Below are 18192 nucleotides of genomic sequence, written 5' to 3'. Positions count from 1 at the left end.
GGCCGCAGCATGATCCCAGGCGAAATCATCACGGCCCCCGGCGAGATTGAACTGAATGCCGGCCGCCCGACGGTCAGCATCGACGTCGCCAATACCGGCGACCGCCCGATCCAGGTCGGCAGCCATTACCATTTCTTCGAAACCAACCCGGCGCTGCAATTCGACAGAGATAAAGCCCGTGGCATGCGGCTGGATATCCCGGCCGGCACGGCGGTGCGCTTCGAGCCGGGGCAGACGAGGACCGTGTCGCTGGTGGCCTATGCCGGCAAGCGTAATGTCTACGGCTTCCGCGCCGCGATCATGGGCACGGTCAGGTAAGGGGCAACAGCCATGGCGATCCGTATTCCCCGTTCCGCCTATGCCGGCATGTATGGCCCCACATTGGGCGACAAGGTCCGCCTGGCCGATACCGACATCATCATCGAGGTGGAAAAGGATTTCACCGCCCAGCCTCCGGTCCACGCGCCCAGCAAAGGCCATCCGGACGGTTATGCCGCCAACACGCCGCTCTACGGCGAGGAAGTGAAGTTCGGCGGCGGCAAGGTGATCCGCGATGGCATGGGCCAGAGCCAGGTCACCAATGCCGCCGGCGCAGTCGATACCGTGATCACCAACGCGCTGATCCTGGATCACTGGGGTATCGTGAAGGCCGATATCGGGCTGAAAAACGGCCGTATCGTCGGCATCGGCAAGGCCGGCAACCCCGATATCCAGCCCGGCGTCGACATCGTCATCGGTCCCGGCACCGAGGCCATCGCGGGCGAGGGCAAGATCGTCACCGCCGGCGGCTTCGACGCCCATATCCATTTCATCTGCCCGCAGCAAATCGAAGAAGCGCTCTATTCCGGCGTCACCACCATGATGGGCGGCGGCACCGGCCCGGCGGCCGGCACCTCGGCCACCACCTGCACGCCCGGCCCGTTCCATATCATGCGCATGCTGCAGGCGGCCGAGGCATTTCCGATGAATATCGGCCTGCTGGGCAAGGGCAACGCCGCCCTGCCGGATGCGCTTATCGAGCAGGTCGCCGCCGGCGTCTGCGGCCTGAAACTGCACGAGGACTGGGGCACCACGCCGGCCGCCATCGACAACTGCCTGAACGTGGCCGAGCAGCATGACATCCAGGTGGCGATCCACACCGATACGCTGAACGAAAGCGGCTTCGTGGAAGACACCATCGCGGCGTTCAAACACCGCACCATCCACGCCTTCCATACCGAAGGCGCCGGCGGCGGCCATGCACCCGATATCATCCGCGTCGCCGGCCTGGCCAATGTGCTGCCCTCATCCACCAATCCCACCATGCCCTACACGGTCAACACCGTGGACGAGCATCTCGACATGCTGATGGTCTGCCACCACCTGGATCAGAAGATTCCGGAAGACGTCGCTTTCGCCGACAGCCGCATCCGGCGCGAGACGATCGCCGCCGAAGACATCCTGCATGATCTCGGCGCCTTCTCGATGATGTCGTCCGACAGCCAGGCCATGGGCCGGGTGGGCGAGGTGATCATCCGCACTTGGCAGACCGCCGACAAGATGAAGAAACAGCGCGGCCGGCTGCCCGAGGAAAAGGGCGACAACGACAATCTGCGCGCCAAGCGCTACATCGCCAAATACACCATCAACCCGGCGCTCAGCCACGGCGTGGCGCACGAGATTGGCTCGGTCAAGATCGGCAAGTTCGCCGACCTGGTGATCTGGTCGCCGGCCTTCTTCGGCGTGAAGCCCGACATGGTGCTGAAGGGCGGCTCGATTGCGGCTGCGCCGATGGGCGATCCCAATGCCTCGATCCCCACGCCGCAGCCGGTGCATTACCGCCCGATGTTCGCCAGTTTCGGCCGCAATAGGGTGCAATCCAGCCTCACCTTCGTCAGCCAGGCCGGCATCGACAATGGCATCGCGGCCAAATTCGGGCTGCAGCGCCCGCTGGTGGCGGTGAAGGGCTGTCGCAAGGTGACCAAGGCCGACATGGTGCATAACGCCTACATGCCGAAGATCGAGGTCGACCCGGAAACCTATGTCGTGCGCGCCGACGGCCAGCTGCTGACCTGCGAACCGGCTTCAGTGCTCGCCATGGCGCAGCGGTATTTCCTGTTCTAGCCAAAAAACAAACGTATCATGGCCGGGCTTGACCCGGCCATCCACGAGATGATGCTCTGCGATACGGAAAGACGTGGATGCCCGGAACAAGTCCGGGCATGACGATTAGGGAGAATGGCAGTGCTTCGTGCAACTGCAGTTATAGCATCCGGCCACTGGCCCGCGCCTGAGCACCGCGCCACGGTCACGCTGGCGCATCATGATCGCCATCGCCGCCGCATCCGGCTCAGTGCCGACGATGGCACGGCCTTCCTGCTCGACCTGCCCGAGGCAACGCTGCTGCGCGATGGCGACGGGCTGAAGCTGGAGCAGGGCGGTTATATCGAAGTGAAGGCTGCCATCGAGCTGCTGGTGGAGGTGCGTGCCGCTTCGCCGCAACTGCTGGCGCGGCTGGCCTGGCATCTGGGCAACCGCCACCTGCCGGCCGCCATCCATGCCGACCGCATCCTGATCCGCGACGACCATGTGATCGTCGACATGCTCAAAGGCCTCGGCGCGCAGGTGCAGGCCGTGGAGGCGCCCTTCGATCCCGAGGGCGGCGCCTATGGCCAGCATAACCACGATCCGGCGCATCCCTATGGCCTCGGCTCGCGCTACGGCAAACCGGAACAGGGCCACGCCCACAGCCATGGCGGCCATACTCACGTGCATCCCCATGCCGACGATCCGGGGCATGAGCACGACCACACCCACGACCATGACCACAAGCACTGAAGCGGGTGGTATCGCGCCGGGCGATCTCTATCGCCTGCTGGCCTGGTTCTCGCCCAGCTATCCGATCGGTGCCTTTTCCTACAGTCACGGCATCGAATACGCCGTCGAAACCGGCCGGGTGAAAACCGCCGCCGATCTCAGCGGCTGGATCGGCCATATCCTGCGCCATGGCGCTGCCTGGGTCGATGCCGTGCTGCTGAAAGAGACTTATATCTCCGTCGACGATACCGCGCGGCTGCAGGAACTGGCCGATCTCGCCGCCGCCTGGCGCGGCACGGCGGAAACCGCGCTGGAAAGTGCGCAGCAGGGCGGGTCCTTCGTGATGGTCACGCGCGCCGCCTGGGGGCATCCCGCCATCGATGCCTTTGCCGCCGCGCGCGGCGAGCGGCCGGTGGCCTTGAGCATCGCCATCGGCGTGGCGGCCGCTGCGCATAAGCTCCCGCTGCGCCCGGTGCTGGCCGCCTATCTGCATGCCTTCGCCGCTAACCTGGTTTCGGCCGCCGTGCGTCTGATTCCGCTGGGCCAGACCGATGGCCAGCGGGCGCTGTCTGCCCTGTTGCCGGTGACGGAAAGCGTGGCAGACTGCGCGCTGGCCTGCCCGCTGGACGAATGCGGCACGGCGGCGCCGATGGTCGATCTGATGTCGATGTTGCACGAAACCCAGTATACGAGGCTGTTCCGCTCATGAGTTCGAATCCCCCAAGCAGCAATCCTCTGCGTGTCGGCATCGGCGGCCCGGTCGGCTCGGGCAAAACCGCTTTGGTCGAACGGCTCTGCCGGCACCTGCGCGACGACTGGAACATCGCCGTCGTCACCAACGACATCTACACCAAGGAAGACGCCGAATTCCTGACGCGGGCCAACGCGCTGGCGCCGGAGCGCATCGCCGGCGTCGAGACCGGCGGCTGCCCGCATACCGCGATCCGCGAGGATGCCTCGATCAATCTCGCCGCCGTGGCCGAGATGCAGAAGAAATTCCCCGGCCTCGACGTGATCTTCGTCGAATCCGGCGGCGACAATCTCGCCGCCACCTTTTCGCCCGAACTGGCCGACATCACCATCTACGTGATCGACGTCTCGGCCGGCGACAAGATTCCGCGCAAGGGCGGCCCGGGCATCACGCGCTCCGACCTGCTGGTGATCAACAAGATCGACCTCGCACCGCTGGTCGGTGCCTCGCTGGAGGTGATGGACCGCGACGCAAAGAAAATGCGCGGCCAGCGCCCCTTCATCTTCGCCAACCTGAAGGCGGAAAAAGGCGTGGCCGAAATCGCCGACTTCATCCTGAAAAGCGGCGGCCTGAAGGAATAGGGCTTGGTGGTGGGAGAGCCGTTCTACCGCGATCTCTTCCGCTTTTCCGGTCGGCGCCGGCGTGGGTCCTATTTCAACCTGGTCTTGGTGGCGTTGTTCCTGTCGCTGCCATTTACCTTTATCGCCTTTGCGCTGAACACGATCCAGCATGACCGGCTGGTGGACATGCTGATCTGGCTTTATGCCATACCCGCGGCCATAGCCATGAATATCGCCGGTGCGCAACGCTGCCGCGATATCGACTGGAGCGGCTGGATCGTGCTGCTGACCTATATCCCAGTGATCGGTCTTGCCGTTTGGCTGGTGCTGATCTTTTACCCCGGCACGCGCGGCCCGAATCGCTACGGCCCCGATCCCTTGGCCGAGGCCGGCGGGTCTGCTTCATAAAATAAGATCGTCATGCTCGGCCAATGAACATTCCTGGGCCCGAGCATCCACGTTTTCCATTTTAAACTCGTGGATGCCACGCCTAAAGCGTGGCATGACGGCAAAAATTTGGGCTATCCTGTGCAAAACAAACACAGGGAGGAATCATGCCGGACAAGGCCAGCGAGAAGACCATGGAGCGTACCGCCGCCATCGATGCGATCCTCAGCCGTGCGCCGGTGATCCCGGTTCTGGTGGTGGAAGATGCCGCCCAGGCCGTACCGCTGGCGAAAGCCCTGGCGGCGGGCGGATTGTCCGTGCTGGAAATCACCCTGCGCTCGGCAGCCGCGCTTGAGGCAATCAAACGCATCGCGGCGGACGTGCCGGAAGCCGTCGTCGGTGCCGGCACGGTGCTGAATGCCGCGCAGTTTGCCGCTGCTCAGCTGGCCGGCGCCAAATTCGTCATCTCGCCCGGCGCCACCGAGGCGCTGTATTACACGGCGAAGGATACCGGCCTGCCTTTCCTGCCGGCGGTGGCCACGGCTAGCGAGATCATGCGCGCGCTGGAGCAGGGTTTCACCCGCGCCAAATTCTTTCCCGCCGAGGCGATGGGCGGCATCAAAGCCCTGCAGAGCCTGGCCGGGCCGTTCCCGCAGATGCGCTTCTGCCCCACCGGCGGCATCACGGAAGGCAATCTCGCCGCTTATGCCGCCCTGCCGAACGTGGCCAGCGTCGGGGGCTCCTGGCTGGCGCCGAAGGAGATGCTGCAGAAAAGCGACTGGGCCGGCATTACTGCCTTGGCCAAAAAAGCCGTGCAGATCGCCAAAGGCCAATAGGGAGGAATCGCACCATGCTTGACCTGCGCCCGAACTGCGAATGCTGCAACACCGACCTGCCGCCTGACGCAGATGCGATGATCTGCAGTTTCGAATGCACCTTCTGCCGCGATTGCGCCGAAGCCACGCTGAAAGGCATCTGCCCCAATTGCGGCGGCGGGCTGGTGACGCGGCCGATCCGCCCGGCATCCAAACTGGGCAAATATCCCGCCAGCACAAAACGTGTGTTCAAGGCCGAGGGCTGCGCGGCAGCCGAATAGCTACAGCAGAGTAAGGCATGAGCAAATTTGTCCTCGCCATCGACCAGGGCACCACCTCGTCGCGCGCCATCGTCTTCGACGGCCACGGCCTGCCCATGGCCGTGGCCCAGAAAGAGCTGACCCAGCATTACCCGGCCGATGGCTGGGTCGAACATGATGCCGAGGACATCTGGCGCGACGTGCAGAGTGTGATGCGCGAGGCGGTTGCCAAGGCCGGCCTGCGCGGCGGCGATATCGCCGCCATCGGCATCACCAACCAGCGCGAGACCACCGTGGTGTGGGAACGCGCCACCGGCCGGCCGATCCACCGCGCCATCGTCTGGCAGGACCGCCGCACCGCCGAAACCTGCCGCCGCAAGCTGGCCGATGGCTTAGGGAATCATGTGCAGCAGAAAACCGGCCTGCTGATCGACAGCTACTTCTCCGCCACCAAGATCGCCTGGCTGCTCGACCATGTGCCCGGCGCGCGGGCGCGGGCGGAGAAGGGCGAGTTGTGCTTCGGCACCATCGATTCATTCCTTCTGTTCCGCCTCAGTGGCGGTGCCGTGCATGGGACAGATGCTACCAATGCCTCGCGCAGCATGCTGTTCGACATCCATATGCAGGACTGGGACGACACGCTGCTGAAAATCTTCGACGTGCCGCGCGCCATGCTGCCCGAGGTGAAGGATTGCAGCGGCATGTTCGGCGCCGCCACGGCCGACATCCTCGGCCATGCCGTTCCGGTGGCCGGCATCGCCGGCGACCAGCAGGCCGCGCTGTTCGGCCAGGCCTGTTTCCAGCCCGGCATGGTGAAGTCCACCTATGGCACCGGCTGCTTCGCGCTGGTCAATATCGGCGACAAGCCGGTGCGTTCGGAAAACCGCCTGCTCACCACGGTGGCCTATCGCCTGAACGGCCAGACCACCTATGCGCTGGAAGGCTCGATCTTCGTGGCGGGCGCGGCCGTGAAATGGCTGCGCGACGGCCTGCATCTGGTGAAGGATGCAGCCGAGACCGCCACGCTGGCCGCCGCCGTGCCCGAGACCCACGGCGTCTACCTGGTGCCGGCCTTCGTCGGCCTCGGCGCGCCTTACTGGGATCCCGATGCGCGCGGCGCGCTGCTCGGCCTGACGCTGGATGCCGGTGCGGCGCATATCGCGCGCGCCACGCTGGAATCGGTGGCCTACCAGACGCGCGACCTCACCGCGGCGATGAAATCCGACGGCGCCTCCTCGCCCACGGCGCTCCGCGTCGATGGCGGCATGGTGGCCAATGACTGGCTCTGCCAGTTCCTGGCCGACATGCTGGACGTGGCGGTGGAACGGCCGCGCGTGATCGAGACCACGGCGCTCGGCGCGGCCTATCTGGCCGGTCTGGCGGTCGGCGTCTATTCGGGTCTGGATGCCGTGGCCTATGGCTGGCATTGCGAACGCCGCTTCGAGCCGCGCATGAATGCCGCCACGCGCCAGCGGCTTTATGCCGGCTGGCAGGATGCCGTCAGCCGCGTGCTGAGCAAACGCTCTGGCTGATCCGTCAGGCGCCGGCGAGGTCGCGCGCCCAGCGCCACATTGCCTGCACGGCGGCGTCTGCCGTGCCGCCTTCTGTCGGCGCGGGCAGGGCCGGGCGGTTGCCGCCGCGCTCGCGCGCCTCGCGCGGCGTCATGCCGAAATGGGCGCGGAACAGGCTGCTGAAATGGCTCGGTGAGCTGAAGCCATAATCCAGCGCGATGTCGAAGATGCGGCGATGCGCCTGGGCCGGGGCGGTGATGGCGCGGAAGCAGGCCATCAGGCGGCGCCGCTGGATATGCTCGCGCACGCCGCCCAGCGGCTGGAACAGGCGATAAAGCGTGGCGCGCGAGCAGCGGAATTCCCCGCACAGGCTTTCGGCATCCAGCGCCGGGTCCTTCAGGTTGCGGTCGATATGGCGGCAGATCGTGGCCAGCGTCGCGCTCTGCGTGGCGGCAGCGCCGATATCGCGATGGCGGGTCAGGGCATCGAGCAGGGAAAGCGTACCCTGGGCGATCGAATCCGCCTCGGCCGCCGCGGCGCGGCCCAGCGTCTGGCGCAGCGACAGCATGTGATTGGCGAAGACCTGCGCCGAGGCCGAATTGTCCTCGAACAGCGCGCCTGAGCGGTCGAGCAGTTGCGGCAGGTCGTTCTGCAGCAATTCGCGCGGCAGGATCAGGGTCAGCGTATCGGCGTCGGTCGATTCCGCCATCACCTCGCGGCCGAGATTGACCATGGTGATGTTGCCCGGCGCCTGCACAAAACTGTGGCCGTTGTTGACCACCCTGTTGCGGCCGGAGACGAAGAGCTGGACCGTGACGTGGTCGGTATCGCTGTTGCGGGCCAGCCAGGCGGCATCGCGGCGGAAATGCTGGGCGCCGAATTGGGTGTCGATGAACAGCGCCTGTCCCAGATGGTATTGCCGGATGGCCGGCGGCCGGGCCGGCGCCGCGTAGGCCAGCGGCCGGGTGTCGTAATAGACCGCGAGGCTTTGCCGCCACAGCTCGGGCAGCATTTCGTCGGGCACCATGCCGGGCAGCAGGGCCGCGCTCGGGATCGGACCGGTCATACGCAAAATCCCCCATTTCTTGGGCGGCCAGCGCCTCGGTCATGGATTGTATGCATGGCATTAGGCCACGCCTCGTGACCCGGGGCAACGGCAGGTTGGGCGAGCGGGGAGTGAATTTTGTGCGACACGCCGGCAATCTGAGACGCAAACGACAGATTTCCGAGATTCGGAGACAATCGCGCCCGTGCGCCTTCTGGTAGTTTTTTACCATCCCAGAACGGGATGGTTAACCACAGAAGGGGAACAGGATCATGGACCGGCAGGATATTCTGGATACTGAGACGATGATGTCGCCGGTGCTGCCGGAGCCGGGGGTATTGCCGTGGCGGCAGGCGGATGGAGAGGCTACGCCGCCGGCATTGCCCCTGCAGGATGCCGATGCTGGCCAGGCGATGCAGGCCGGGCTCGCGGCGGCGATCGCGCAATGCGAGGCGGCGCTGGGATCGCTCGACGATATCACGCGGCTGATCGCCAAGATCCGCGGCCAGATCGCCGTGCTCGGCGAGCGCGGCCTGGCCGCGCCGGAACAGGATATCCTGCGCAACAATATCGGCCTGCTGGTGGGCCGGATCGAAGCCAGCATCGCGCGCGCCAACAGCGATGGCCGCAATCTTCTGCGCGACGACGGATTCGATCCCGCGCTGGGCATTGCCGGAACATCCCTCGCCGAGGAGGGCGCCGCGGTAGAAAAAGGCCCGCCTGCATCGCGCAGCCTGGCCGATGCCGCGCAGGGCCTGCTGGCCGAACAGGGCGGTATGGTGAACTGGCTGTCGATGTCGCCGCCCAACACCTTTGTCGCCGGGTATCTGCTCGACGGCTTCGCGCATCGGGTCGAAACGCGCCTGGTCGCGCTGGCAGTGCAGAAGCAGGCCCTGGAGGACCGCCACGCCTTTGTCACGGCAACGCTGCGGGCCGCGGGGGAAACGCCATCTCCCGGCCTGGCCCCCGGGTTGGTTATCGCCGGTCCGTCCGTCACCCGCGCCGCCGCCTGCCTGTCCTGACCCGCCTGTTCTGACCCACCTGTTCTGACGCTGTATCCGTGGCGCGTCAGGCGCTTGAATGTTCTTATTATGTTCCCATATCCGAGAATGGGGAATTACGCCTGCATCGGATATTAGGAGCAATCATATGTCTGAAGTTATTGATCCATCTTTGATTTCTAGGAATTCACCGTCGTCCGCCCGGCGCCGCCGGATCGACTGGGAGAGTGCCGCTGCCCTGATCGCCGGCGGCGGCAGTCTTAACGAGGTCGCCGCGCAACTCGGCTGCCGGCCCCATGAAATCCGCCGCAACCTCAAACGCAGCCCGCGGTTCCAGCGCCTGATCGACCAGGCCTTCAAGCAGCAGCATCTGCGCGGCCAGCTGCGCTTCGCCAGCCTGGCCGAGCGCACCGTGCAGTATCTGCAGCAGGCCGAGAAGCTGGATGCTCGCACGCTGCAATGGCTGGGTGCGCAGCTTGGCCTGGAGCGGGGTGACCGGATGCTCACCGGCCATGTCGCCGAGCGGCTGCGGGTCGCGCTGGGCCTTGCCCCGCCCGCCGCGCAGGATCTCCCGCCGGATGCGCTGCGGACCATGCAGCCTGAGGTGATCGAGGTGCTGACCATCGAAAAATACCGGGAAATGGTCGCGCAGCTGGACGCCGAAGAGGCGGCCGAGCAGGAGCGGCAGGCGGCCGCCGCGCGCGCCAACTGGCAGTCCCGGTGGGACGACGAGGTGAAGCGGGGCTGAGACCGGGCCAGCTTCAGGGCCGGCGGAATTGGCGATGATTGGCCAGAATTGTCGATAATTGTCGATAATTGGCAATTACTGGCCAGGTCTGGCCGGTTTCGGCCGCTCTTTGCGGCCGTGGCTGGCGCTTTTATGACCTGCCGGATAAGTGCGGCGAATGGCGCATCGCAGCGTGCCGGCCTCGCTGTTGCGCCGCCGAAACCCGTATGCTAGTTAAGCGCGGCTTTCGCGCCGGGGGGCTTTGTGAAGGCAGTGGTCGCCCCGTGAATTCCTTAGACTGTTCAAGGTCTTATGCGGAGCGTCGGGAGGGTGGCCAGGGCCGGGAGGCCCGAGTCCCGACCGGCGGTTCCGCGTCCTAGAGAAGAAGGGTCGTTCGTGGCTCAGGAATCTACGCTCGTCTCCGGCATCGCCGGCCGCTACGCGACTGCGCTGTTTGATCTGGCGCGCGACGCCGGCCAGCTCGACGCCGTCGCCAGGGATCTCGATGCATTGTCGGCCATGCTGGGCCAGTCGGCCGACCTGGTCCGCCTGGTCCGTTCGCCGGTCTTCAGCCGCGAGGAACAGGCCCGCGCCATCGCCGCCGTGGCCGAGAAGGCCGGCTTCGCCGACCTGGTGCGCCGCTTCCTCGGCGTGCTGGCCACCAATCGCCGCCTGTTCGTGCTGGCCGACGTGATCGCCGGCTTCAAGCGCCTGCTCAGCAACCATCGCGGCGAGACCATTGCCGAGGTCACCTCGGCCGTCCCGCTCTCGGATGCCCAGCTGCAGCAGATCAAGTCTTCGTTGTCGTCGGATGCCGCCGGCAACGTGGTGATCGACGCCAAGGTCGATGCCGACCTGATCGGCGGCCTGGTCGTCAAATTCGGCTCGCGCATGATCGATGCGTCGATCCGTACCAAACTCAATAATCTGAAGACCGCCATGAAAGGGGTTGCGTGATGGACATCCGCGCCGCAGAGATTTCCGAAATCCTGAAGACGCAGATCAAGAATTTCGGCACCGAGGCCGAGGTTTCTGAAGTCGGCCAGGTGCTGAGCATCGGCGACGGCATCGCGCGCGTTCATGGCCTCGACAAGGTCCAGGCCGGCGAGATGGTCGAGTTCCCCGGCGGCGTGAAGGGCATGGCCCTGAACCTTGAGACCGACAATGTCGGCGTCGTGATCTTCGGCGACGACCGCGGCATCAAGGAAGGCGACACCGTCAAGCGCACCGGCGCCATCGTGGACGTGCCGGTCGGCAAGGGCCTGCTGGGCCGCGTCGTAGACGCGCTGGGCAACCCGATCGACGGCAAGGGCCCGCTGACCGACGTCAAGCGCGCCCGCGTGGAAGTGAAGGCGCCGGGCATCATCCCGCGCAAGTCGGTGCACGAGCCGATGCAGACCGGCCTGAAGGCGCTCGATGCCCTGGTGCCCGTCGGCCGCGGCCAGCGCGAGCTGATCATCGGCGACCGCCAGACCGGCAAGACCGCCGTGGCGATCGACGCGATCCTGAACCAGAAGGCGACCAATGCGGGCGCCGACGAGAAGAAGAAGCTGTTCTGCATCTACGTCGCGGTGGGCCAGAAGCGCTCGACCGTCGCCCAGGTGGTGAAGACGCTGGAAGAGTCGGGTGCGATGGAATACTCCATCGTCGTCGCCGCCACCGCGTCGGAGCCGGCCCCGCTGCAGTTCCTGGCGCCCTATACCGGCTGCGCCATGGGCGAGTTCTTCCGCGACAACGGCATGCATGCCGTGATCATCTATGACGATCTGTCCAAGCAGGCCGTCGCCTACCGCCAGATGTCGCTGCTGCTGCGCCGTCCGCCGGGCCGCGAAGCCTATCCGGGCGACGTGTTCTACATCCACTCGCGCCTGCTGGAGCGCGCCGCGAAGATGTCGGACAAGAACGGCGCCGGTTCGCTCACCGCCCTGCCGGTCATCGAGACCCAGGCTGGCGACGTGTCGGCCTACATCCCGACCAACGTCATCTCGATCACCGACGGCCAGATCTTCCTCGAGACCGAGCTGTTCTATAAGGGCATCCGCCCGGCCATCAACGTCGGCCTGTCGGTCAGCCGCGTCGGTTCTGCCGCGCAGATCAAGGCGATGAAGCAGGTTGCCGGCTCGATCAAGCTCGAGCTCGCGCAGTACCGCGAAATGGCCGCCTTCGCCCAGTTCGGTTCCGACCTCGATCCGGCGACCCAGCGCCTGTTGAACCGTGGCGCCCGCCTGACCGAGCTGCTCAAGCAGGCGCAGTACCAGCCGCTGCCGGTCGAAGAGCAGGTCGTCTCGATCTATTCGGGCGTGAAGGGCTATCTCGACAAGCTGCCGGTCAGCGCCGTCACCCGCTACGAGCAGACCCTGCTGAACACGGTCCGCACCAAGCATGCCGACCTGCTCAAGGGCATCCGCGAGCAGCAGGCCCTGACCCCGGATCTCGAAGCCAAGCTCAAGGGTGTGCTCGACGAGCTCGCCAAGACCTTCGCCTGAGCCGGCTGAACGAAGGGTAGCGCGTCATGCCTAGCCTCAAGTCACTGCGCGTTCGGATCAACTCGGTCAAATCGACCCAGAAGATCACGAAGGCGATGAAGATGGTGGCAGCCAGCAAGCTGCGCCGCGCCCAGGAGGCGGCCGAGGCCGCGCGTCCTTACGCTGAGCGTATGGCCGGCATCCTCGCCTCGCTGGCGGCCGGCCAGGCCGGCAGCGACACCGCACCCCGGCTGCTGGTCGGCACCGGCCGCGACGATGTGCATCTGCTGGTCGTCGCCACCGCCGAACGCGGCCTGTGCGGCGCCTTCAACTCGTCCATCGTCAAGCTGGCCCGCCGCAAGATCGAGGAGCTGACCGCCCAGGGCAAGACGGTCAAGATCCTCTGCGTCGGCAAGAAGGGCCGCGACCAGCTGCGCCGCGACCATGCCGCCAAGATCGTCGACACCGTCGATCTGGCCAAGGTCAAGCGCGTCGGTTTCGCCGAGGCCCAGGAAATCGCCGACCGCGTGGTGGCGATGTTCGAGGCCGGCGAGTTCGACGTCGCCCATGTCTTCTTCAACAACTTCAAGTCGGTCATCAGCCAGGTGCCGACCGTGCAGCAGCTGATTCCGGCCATGTCGGGCGACACTGCGACGGCCGCGCCCGAGCTGAATGGCGCGATCTACGAGTTCGAGCCGGACGAAGAGACCATTCTCACCCAGCTGCTGCCGCGGAACCTGTCGATGCAGGTCTACCGGGCGCTGCTCGAGAACGCGGCCTCCGAACAGGGCGCCCGCATGTCCGCGATGGACAACGCGACGCGCAATGCCGGCGAGATGATCAAGAAACTCACGACCGTCTACAACCGGTCGCGTCAGGCCCAGATCACCAAAGAGCTTATCGAAATCATCTCCGGCGCCGAGGCCGTATAAACGGCGCGCGCTGGCAGAAACGAGACAGAAGGACGGAGCAGCATCATGGCTACGAGCAAAGCGGGTCGCATCACCCAGGTTATCGGCGCGGTCGTCGACGTTCAGTTCGACGGGCATCTGCCGGCGATCCTCAACGCACTGCATTGCACCAACCAGGGCAACCACCTGGTGCTCGAAGTGGCGCAGCATCTGGGCGAGAACACCGTCCGCACCATCGCGATGGACTCGACCGACGGTCTGGTCCGCGGCATGGAAGTCACCGACACCGGCGCGCCGATCTCGGTGCCGGTCGGCCAGGAGACGCTGGGCCGCATCATCAACGTGATCGGCCAGCCGATCGACGAGCGCGGTCCGGTCAACGCCAAGCAGGCGGCCCCGATCCATGCGCCGGCCCCGGCCTATGTCGACCAGTCGACCGAACAGAAGGTGCTGGTCACCGGCATCAAGGTCGTCGACCTGCTCGCGCCCTATGCCAAGGGCGGCAAGATCGGCCTGTTCGGCGGCGCCGGCGTGGGCAAGACCGTGCTGATCATGGAGCTGATCAACAACATCGCGAAGACCCACGGCGGCTACTCGGTTTTCGCCGGCGTCGGCGAGCGTACCCGCGAGGGTAACGACCTCTATCACGAAATGATGGAATCGGGCGTCATCAAGACCGATGGCCCGGGTTCCAAAGTGGCCCTGGTGTACGGCCAGATGAACGAGCCGCCGGGCGCCCGCGCCCGCGTCGCGCTGACCGGCCTGACGCTGGCGGAATACTTCCGCGACCAGGAAGGCCAGGACGTGCTGTTCTTCGTCGACAACATCTTCCGCTTCACCCAGGCGGGTTCGGAAATGTCGGCGCTGCTCGGCCGTATCCCCTCGGCGGTGGGTTACCAGCCGACGCTGGCCACCGACATGGGCGCCCTGCAGGAGCGCATCACCTCCACCAACAAGGGTTCGATCACCTCGGTGCAGGCGATTTACGTGCCGGCTGACGACTTGACCGACCCGGCGCCGGCCACCTCGTTCGCCCACCTGGACGCCACCACGGTGCTGTCGCGCCAGATCGCCGAGCTGGGCATCTACCCGGCCGTGGATCCGCTCGACTCCACCTCGCGCATCCTGGATCCGCGCATCGTCGGCGACGAGCATTACGACGTCGCCCGCCGCGTGCAGGAAATCCTGCAGAGCTACAAGTCGCTGCAGGACATCATCGCCATCCTGGGCATGGATGAACTGTCGGAAGAGGACAAGCTCACCGTGGCCCGCGCCCGCAAGATCCAGCGCTTCCTGAGCCAGCCCTTCGACGTGGCCCAGGTCTTCACCGGTTCGCCGGGCGTGCAGGTTCCGCTGGCCGAGACGATCCGCGGCTTCAAGGAAATCGTCGAAGGCAAGCACGACCATCTGCCGGAATCGGCTTTCTACATGGTCGGCACCATCGACGAGGCGATTGCCAAGGCGAAGAAGCTGGCCGCCGAAGCGGCCTGAGCCGCAAGGTAAGGAGTTAAGCCATGGCCGAGACCGTCAGGTTCGAACTGGTATCGCCGGAGAAGCTGCTGCTGGCTCTGGATGCCGAAATGGTGGTCGTGCCCGGCGAGGGCGGCGATTTCGGCGTGCTGCCGGGTCACACCCCACTGATCTCGACCATCCGCAACGGCATCATCGAGGTCACCGTCGATGGCCGCGTGGCCGAGCGCATCTTCGTCGCCGGCGGCTTCGCCGAAGTGGCCAACGACAAGCTGACCGTGCTGGCCGAAGAGGCCGTGCCGGTGGCCAAGCTCGACCGCGCCAAGGTCGAGCAGATGCTGAAAGACGCCCGCGAGGATGTCGAGGACGCCAAGGACGACCACGCCAAGGCCCGCGCCAATGCGCAGGTCGAAAAGTATACGGCGATGCTCGAGGCGGCGGCGTAAGTACTCAGATCGCCATTGTAAGTTTTAGTGTCATGGCCGGGCTTGTCCCGGCCATCCACGTTTCAGGGGCCACTTAAAAATGGCCCTTGATTATTGAGCAGAATGTACCATTTTTGTTCTTAACGCTGTTGGTCATCGTGAATCAACTTCACCCCCGCCGTCATGCCACGGCTTGGCCGTGGCATCCACGAGTGCCTCTCTTTTGGAGCGAGCAAAGGCGTGGATGCCCGGGTCAAGCCCGGGCATGACGACAAAAATTAATCGCGAAGACTGTTATACTTGCGCTTGGCCAATTCAGCCGGGATCACCGTAAGTCGTGAAGGCCCGCCGCCATGAAGATGGCTCTCGGGATAGGTGAGCTCCCACAAGCGTTTGTCATTCGGATCACGGAACAACGTGTCCCAGCCGCTTGCATCAGCCCCGATTTTTTCAAGATGGCCGGAGATCAAACGCTCAATGCGTCGGCAGATCACGTCCGGTTGTCCGCTATCCCATGACCCCCGCAGATCAAATTCGTTGGACTGTAACGTCATGAGAATCCTGTTCACCGTTTGATGATCTGCTCATCCACACCGCGCCGATGCTCCCAGCCGGCGCGTTCGAGTTCGGGCCTGGCCTGTACCTCCTCCGGCCAGCCGACGCATAAATACGCCACCAGTTTCCAGTCCGGCTCGACGTCGAGATCGCGCGTCAGCGCCTCCGGCTCGAAGATCGAGACCCAGCCGGCGCCCAGGCCGGCCGCGCGGGCCGCCAGCCAGAAGCCGTAGACCGCCATCACCGCCGAGTAATCCAGCATCTCGGGCATGGTGCGCCGGCCAAGCCCGTGGCCCTGGCTTGTCGCCTCGTCGCAGAAAATGGCGAGATGCACCGGTGCCTCTTTCAGGCCGGCGAGTTTCAGCGAGGCATAGAGCTTCGCCTGCTCGCCGCTGTAATCCGACAGCGCCTCTTTATTCGCCCGTTCGAAATTGGCCACCACCTTGGCGCGCCGCGCCGCGTCTTCCACCAGCACAAAGCGCCAGGGCTGGCTGTTGCCCACGCTGGGCGCCAGGGCGGCGACCTCCAGCAGCCGGGCGATCAGCTCGCCCGGCACCGGATCGGTCCTGAAACGGCGCACGTCGCGCCGCCAGGCCATCAGCTCTTTCAGCCGGTCCTGGAAGTCCGCGTCGAAGACGGGTGGCGAAACATCCTTCATCGCTCCGGATGATATATCTCGCCGCCCTGTTTGCGGAAGCGTTCCGCCATCTCCGCCATGCCTGTTGTCGCGGCGACATCATTCTGCTGCCGGGCGGCGTCGCGCACCTCCTGGCTGATTTTCATCGAGCAGAATTTCGGCCCGCACATCGAGCAGAAATGCGCCGTCTTGTGCGCCTCTTTCGGCAGGGTCTGGTCATGGAACTGCGCCGCCGTCTCGGGGTCCAGGCTTAAGTTGAACTGGTCCTCCCAGCGGAATTCGAACCGCGCGCGGCTCAAGGCGTCGTCGCGCCGCGCGGCCCCCGGATGGCCTTTCGCCAGGTCGGCGGCATGGGCCGCGATGCGATAGGTGATCACGCCGGTCTTCACGTCGTTGCGGTCGGGCAGGCCGAGATGCTCCTTCGGCGTGACGTAGCAGAGCATGGCGCAACCATACCAGCCGATCATCGCGGCGCCGATGCCGCTGGTGATGTGGTCATAACCCGGCGCGATGTCGGTGGTGAGCGGCCCCAGCGTATAGAACGGCGCCTCGCCGCAGGTTTTGAGCTGCTTGTCCATGTTGGCCTTGATCTTGTGCATGGCAACATGGCCCGGCCCCTCGATCATCACCTGAACGCCCTTCTCCCAGGCGATCTTCGTCAGCTCGCCCAACGTCTCCAGTTCGGCGAACTGGGCGGCATCGTTGGCATCCGCCGTCGAGCCCGGCCGCAAGCCGTCGCCCAGCGAGAAGCTGATGTCATAGGCCCGCATGATGTCGCAGATGTCCTCGAAATGCGTGTAGAGGAAATTCTCCTGATGATGCGCCAGGCACCATTTCGCCATGATCGACCCGCCTCGGCTGACGATGCCGGTCACACGCTGCGCGGTGAGCGGGATATAGCTGAGCCGCACGCCGGCATGGATGGTGAAATAATCCACGCCCTGTTCGGCCTGCTCGATCAGGGTGTCGCGATAGACCTCCCAGGTCAGGTCCTCGGCTTTGCCGTTCACCTTCTCCAGCGCCTGGTAGATCGGCACCGTGCCGATCGGCACCGGGGAATTGCGGATGATCCAGTCGCGGATGTTGTGGATGTTGCGGCCGGTGGAGAGGTCCATCACCGTGTCGGCGCCCCAGCGGATCGCCCAGACCATCTTGTCCACCTCCTCGGCCACCGAGGAGGTGACGGCGGAATTGCCGATATTGGCATTCACCTTCACCAGGAAATTGCGGCCGATGATCATCGGCTCCAGTTCCGGATGGTTGATGTTGCAGGGGATGATGGCGCGGCCGCGCGCGATTTCCTCGCGCACGAAATCCGGCGTCACGAAATCGGGGATCGATGCGCCGAAATCCTCGCCGTCACGTTTCGCCAATTCTTTCCGCGCCTCGTTCTCGCGGATGGCGACATATTCCATCTCCGGCGTGACGATGCCGCGCCGGGCATATTCGAACTGCGTGACGGCGGCATTGCCTCTGGCGCGCAGGGGCCGGTGAGAAAGCGGAAATGCAGGCACGCTGCTTGCCCCACCATTATCGGCGGCCTGCACGGTGCGGCCGTCATAGGCTTCGACATCGCCGCGCGCCTCGATCAGCGCCGTGCGCCAGCGCGGCAGGCCACGGTTGATGTCGATCTCGGCCTCGGGATCGGTATAGGGCCCCGAGGTATCGTAGACCGGCAGCGGCGGCTCGCCGGCCGAAGGATGCGTGGCGATCTCGCGGTGCGGCACGCGCAGTTGCGGATGCAGCAGGCCCGGCTGATAGACCTTGTTTGAGGCCGGCAGCGGACCTGTCGTGATCTTGAAATTGGGGGCGTCGGTAAGCTTGTCCATGGGATTTCCTTCTCGTGTGACGACAGGAAATCCGGGATGTGGTGGAT

20 protein-coding genes are annotated in these 18192 nt (G+C 65.1%); 16 read left to right on the top strand and 4 right to left on the bottom strand.

The window, feature by feature from the left end; translation table 11 throughout:
- The first annotated feature begins 9 nt into the window (after nt 1-9).
- The 9 genes from ACK4FJ_RS09680 to glpK all read left to right on the top strand — a co-directional run bounded on the left by ACK4FJ_RS09680 (nt 10) and on the right by glpK (nt 7101).
- The gene (locus ACK4FJ_RS09680) at nt 10-318 is read left to right on the top strand and encodes an urease subunit beta (protein ID WP_409765825.1); all 309 of its coding nucleotides are present in this window, start codon (nt 10-12) and stop codon (nt 316-318) included.
- Nucleotides 319-330: 12 nt separating this feature from the next.
- On the top strand, nt 331-2103 hold the full coding sequence (gene ureC, locus ACK4FJ_RS09675; RefSeq protein ID WP_409765823.1) for an urease subunit alpha: 1773 nt from the start codon (nt 331-333) through the stop codon (nt 2101-2103).
- A gap of 114 nt (nt 2104-2217) precedes the next feature.
- Nucleotides 2218-2817: an urease accessory protein UreE gene (locus tag ACK4FJ_RS09670; RefSeq protein WP_409765821.1), complete on the top strand. Its 600-nt coding sequence runs from the start codon at nt 2218-2220 to the stop codon at nt 2815-2817.
- Nucleotides 2801-3505: an urease accessory protein UreF gene (locus ACK4FJ_RS09665; protein ID WP_409765819.1), complete on the top strand. Its 705-nt coding sequence runs from the start codon at nt 2801-2803 to the stop codon at nt 3503-3505. Before ACK4FJ_RS09670 ends, ACK4FJ_RS09665 begins: the two co-directional genes overlap by 17 nt.
- Nucleotides 3502-4128 carry an urease accessory protein UreG gene (gene ureG / locus ACK4FJ_RS09660; RefSeq protein WP_409765817.1) on the top strand — a complete coding sequence of 209 codons (627 nt, stop codon included), beginning with the start codon at nt 3502-3504 and terminating at the stop codon, nt 4126-4128. The genes ACK4FJ_RS09665 and ureG overlap by 4 nt, the downstream gene beginning before the upstream one ends.
- Nucleotides 4129-4134: 6 nt before the next feature.
- On the top strand, nt 4135-4515 hold the full coding sequence (locus ACK4FJ_RS09655; protein WP_409766724.1) for a DUF805 domain-containing protein: 381 nt from the start codon (nt 4135-4137) through the stop codon (nt 4513-4515).
- Nucleotides 4516-4661: 146 nt separating this feature from the next.
- On the top strand, nt 4662-5330 hold the full coding sequence (gene eda / locus ACK4FJ_RS09650; RefSeq protein WP_409765815.1) for a bifunctional 4-hydroxy-2-oxoglutarate aldolase/2-dehydro-3-deoxy-phosphogluconate aldolase: 669 nt from the start codon (nt 4662-4664) through the stop codon (nt 5328-5330).
- Between the two features lie 14 nt (nt 5331-5344).
- Nucleotides 5345-5590 carry a DUF1272 domain-containing protein gene (locus tag ACK4FJ_RS09645; RefSeq protein ID WP_409765813.1) on the top strand — a complete coding sequence of 82 codons (246 nt, stop codon included), beginning with the start codon at nt 5345-5347 and terminating at the stop codon, nt 5588-5590.
- Between the two features lie 17 nt (nt 5591-5607).
- Nucleotides 5608-7101 carry a glycerol kinase GlpK gene (glpK, locus tag ACK4FJ_RS09640; protein WP_409765811.1) on the top strand — a complete coding sequence of 498 codons (1494 nt, stop codon included), beginning with the start codon at nt 5608-5610 and terminating at the stop codon, nt 7099-7101.
- 4 nt (nt 7102-7105) lie between these two features.
- Here the strand turns inward: glpK and ACK4FJ_RS09635 are convergent, their stop codons facing one another.
- Nucleotides 7106-8146 (bottom strand): helix-turn-helix domain-containing protein, encoded by a 1041-nt coding sequence (locus tag ACK4FJ_RS09635; protein ID WP_409765809.1) that lies wholly within the window; start codon nt 8144-8146, stop codon nt 7106-7108.
- Between the two features lie 251 nt (nt 8147-8397).
- Between ACK4FJ_RS09635 and ACK4FJ_RS09630 the strand changes: the two genes are divergently transcribed.
- The 7 genes from ACK4FJ_RS09630 to ACK4FJ_RS09600 all read left to right on the top strand — a co-directional run bounded on the left by ACK4FJ_RS09630 (nt 8398) and on the right by ACK4FJ_RS09600 (nt 15145).
- The gene (locus tag ACK4FJ_RS09630) at nt 8398-9147 is read left to right on the top strand and encodes a hypothetical protein (protein ID WP_409765807.1); all 750 of its coding nucleotides are present in this window, start codon (nt 8398-8400) and stop codon (nt 9145-9147) included.
- A 127-nt stretch (nt 9148-9274) separates the two neighbouring features.
- A complete protein-coding gene (locus ACK4FJ_RS09625; protein WP_409765805.1) occupies nt 9275-9874 on the top strand; it encodes a hypothetical protein in 600 nt (199 codons plus the stop codon).
- A gap of 375 nt (nt 9875-10249) precedes the next feature.
- The gene (locus ACK4FJ_RS09620; protein WP_409765803.1) at nt 10250-10810 is read left to right on the top strand and encodes a F0F1 ATP synthase subunit delta; all 561 of its coding nucleotides are present in this window, start codon (nt 10250-10252) and stop codon (nt 10808-10810) included.
- A complete protein-coding gene (atpA, locus tag ACK4FJ_RS09615) occupies nt 10810-12339 on the top strand; it encodes a F0F1 ATP synthase subunit alpha (RefSeq protein ID WP_409765801.1) in 1530 nt (509 codons plus the stop codon). Before ACK4FJ_RS09620 ends, atpA begins: the two co-directional genes overlap by 1 nt.
- Before the next feature lie 26 nt (nt 12340-12365).
- The gene (locus tag ACK4FJ_RS09610) at nt 12366-13250 is read left to right on the top strand and encodes a F0F1 ATP synthase subunit gamma (RefSeq protein ID WP_409765799.1); all 885 of its coding nucleotides are present in this window, start codon (nt 12366-12368) and stop codon (nt 13248-13250) included.
- A 45-nt stretch (nt 13251-13295) separates the two neighbouring features.
- The gene (gene atpD, locus ACK4FJ_RS09605) at nt 13296-14720 is read left to right on the top strand and encodes a F0F1 ATP synthase subunit beta (RefSeq protein WP_409765797.1); all 1425 of its coding nucleotides are present in this window, start codon (nt 13296-13298) and stop codon (nt 14718-14720) included.
- A gap of 23 nt (nt 14721-14743) precedes the next feature.
- Nucleotides 14744-15145 (top strand): F0F1 ATP synthase subunit epsilon, encoded by a 402-nt coding sequence (locus ACK4FJ_RS09600; protein WP_409765795.1) that lies wholly within the window; start codon nt 14744-14746, stop codon nt 15143-15145.
- 257 nt (nt 15146-15402) lie between these two features.
- Here the strand turns inward: ACK4FJ_RS09600 and ACK4FJ_RS09595 are convergent, their stop codons facing one another.
- From ACK4FJ_RS09595 to thiC, 3 genes are read right to left on the bottom strand one after another with little or no spacing between them, the layout of a single operon-like run.
- Complete coding sequence (locus tag ACK4FJ_RS09595) at nt 15403-15678, bottom strand: Imm27 family immunity protein (protein WP_409765793.1); 276 nt, start codon at nt 15676-15678, stop codon at nt 15403-15405.
- 11 nt (nt 15679-15689) lie between these two features.
- Nucleotides 15690-16337 carry a 5,6-dimethylbenzimidazole synthase gene (bluB, locus tag ACK4FJ_RS09590; RefSeq protein ID WP_409765791.1) on the bottom strand — a complete coding sequence of 216 codons (648 nt, stop codon included), beginning with the start codon at nt 16335-16337 and terminating at the stop codon, nt 15690-15692.
- Nucleotides 16334-18145 (bottom strand): phosphomethylpyrimidine synthase ThiC, encoded by a 1812-nt coding sequence (gene thiC, locus ACK4FJ_RS09585; RefSeq protein WP_409765789.1) that lies wholly within the window; start codon nt 18143-18145, stop codon nt 16334-16336. Before thiC ends, bluB begins: the two co-directional genes overlap by 4 nt.
- Nucleotides 18146-18192: the final 47 nt, after the last annotated feature.

The organism is Ferrovibrio sp. (assembly GCF_046297595.1).
Taxonomy (GTDB): Bacteria; Pseudomonadota; Alphaproteobacteria; order Ferrovibrionales; family Ferrovibrionaceae; genus Ferrovibrio.
Note: the sequence above shows the minus strand (reverse complement) of the source record. Positions and strands in the feature narration are given on the sequence as shown.

Excerpts from the sequence above, each read along its gene's own strand:
- ACK4FJ_RS09665 (WP_409765819.1), top strand. The coding sequence starts at position 2,801 with ATGACCACAAGCACTGAAGCGGGTGGTATCGCGCCGGGCGATCTCTAT.
- ACK4FJ_RS09680 (WP_409765825.1), top strand. The coding sequence starts at position 10 with ATGATCCCAGGCGAAATCATCACGGCCCCCGGCGAGATTGAACTGAAT.
- ACK4FJ_RS09610 (WP_409765799.1), top strand. The coding sequence starts at position 12,366 with ATGCCTAGCCTCAAGTCACTGCGCGTTCGGATCAACTCGGTCAAATCG.
- atpD (WP_409765797.1), top strand. The coding sequence starts at position 13,296 with ATGGCTACGAGCAAAGCGGGTCGCATCACCCAGGTTATCGGCGCGGTC.
- ureG (WP_409765817.1), top strand. The coding sequence starts at position 3,502 with ATGAGTTCGAATCCCCCAAGCAGCAATCCTCTGCGTGTCGGCATCGGC.
- ACK4FJ_RS09645 (WP_409765813.1), top strand. The coding sequence starts at position 5,345 with ATGCTTGACCTGCGCCCGAACTGCGAATGCTGCAACACCGACCTGCCG.
- ACK4FJ_RS09625 (WP_409765805.1), top strand. The coding sequence starts at position 9,275 with ATGTCTGAAGTTATTGATCCATCTTTGATTTCTAGGAATTCACCGTCG.
- ACK4FJ_RS09630 (WP_409765807.1), top strand. The coding sequence starts at position 8,398 with ATGGACCGGCAGGATATTCTGGATACTGAGACGATGATGTCGCCGGTG.
- ACK4FJ_RS09635 (WP_409765809.1), bottom strand. The coding sequence starts at position 8,146 with ATGACCGGTCCGATCCCGAGCGCGGCCCTGCTGCCCGGCATGGTGCCC.
- thiC (WP_409765789.1), bottom strand. The coding sequence starts at position 18,145 with ATGGACAAGCTTACCGACGCCCCCAATTTCAAGATCACGACAGGTCCG.
- glpK (WP_409765811.1), top strand. The coding sequence starts at position 5,608 with ATGAGCAAATTTGTCCTCGCCATCGACCAGGGCACCACCTCGTCGCGC.
- atpA (WP_409765801.1), top strand. The coding sequence starts at position 10,810 with ATGGACATCCGCGCCGCAGAGATTTCCGAAATCCTGAAGACGCAGATC.
- ureC (WP_409765823.1), top strand. The coding sequence starts at position 331 with ATGGCGATCCGTATTCCCCGTTCCGCCTATGCCGGCATGTATGGCCCC.
- bluB (WP_409765791.1), bottom strand. The coding sequence starts at position 16,337 with ATGAAGGATGTTTCGCCACCCGTCTTCGACGCGGACTTCCAGGACCGG.
- ACK4FJ_RS09670 (WP_409765821.1), top strand. The coding sequence starts at position 2,218 with ATGGCAGTGCTTCGTGCAACTGCAGTTATAGCATCCGGCCACTGGCCC.
- ACK4FJ_RS09600 (WP_409765795.1), top strand. The coding sequence starts at position 14,744 with ATGGCCGAGACCGTCAGGTTCGAACTGGTATCGCCGGAGAAGCTGCTG.
- ACK4FJ_RS09595 (WP_409765793.1), bottom strand. The coding sequence starts at position 15,678 with ATGACGTTACAGTCCAACGAATTTGATCTGCGGGGGTCATGGGATAGC.
- eda (WP_409765815.1), top strand. The coding sequence starts at position 4,662 with ATGCCGGACAAGGCCAGCGAGAAGACCATGGAGCGTACCGCCGCCATC.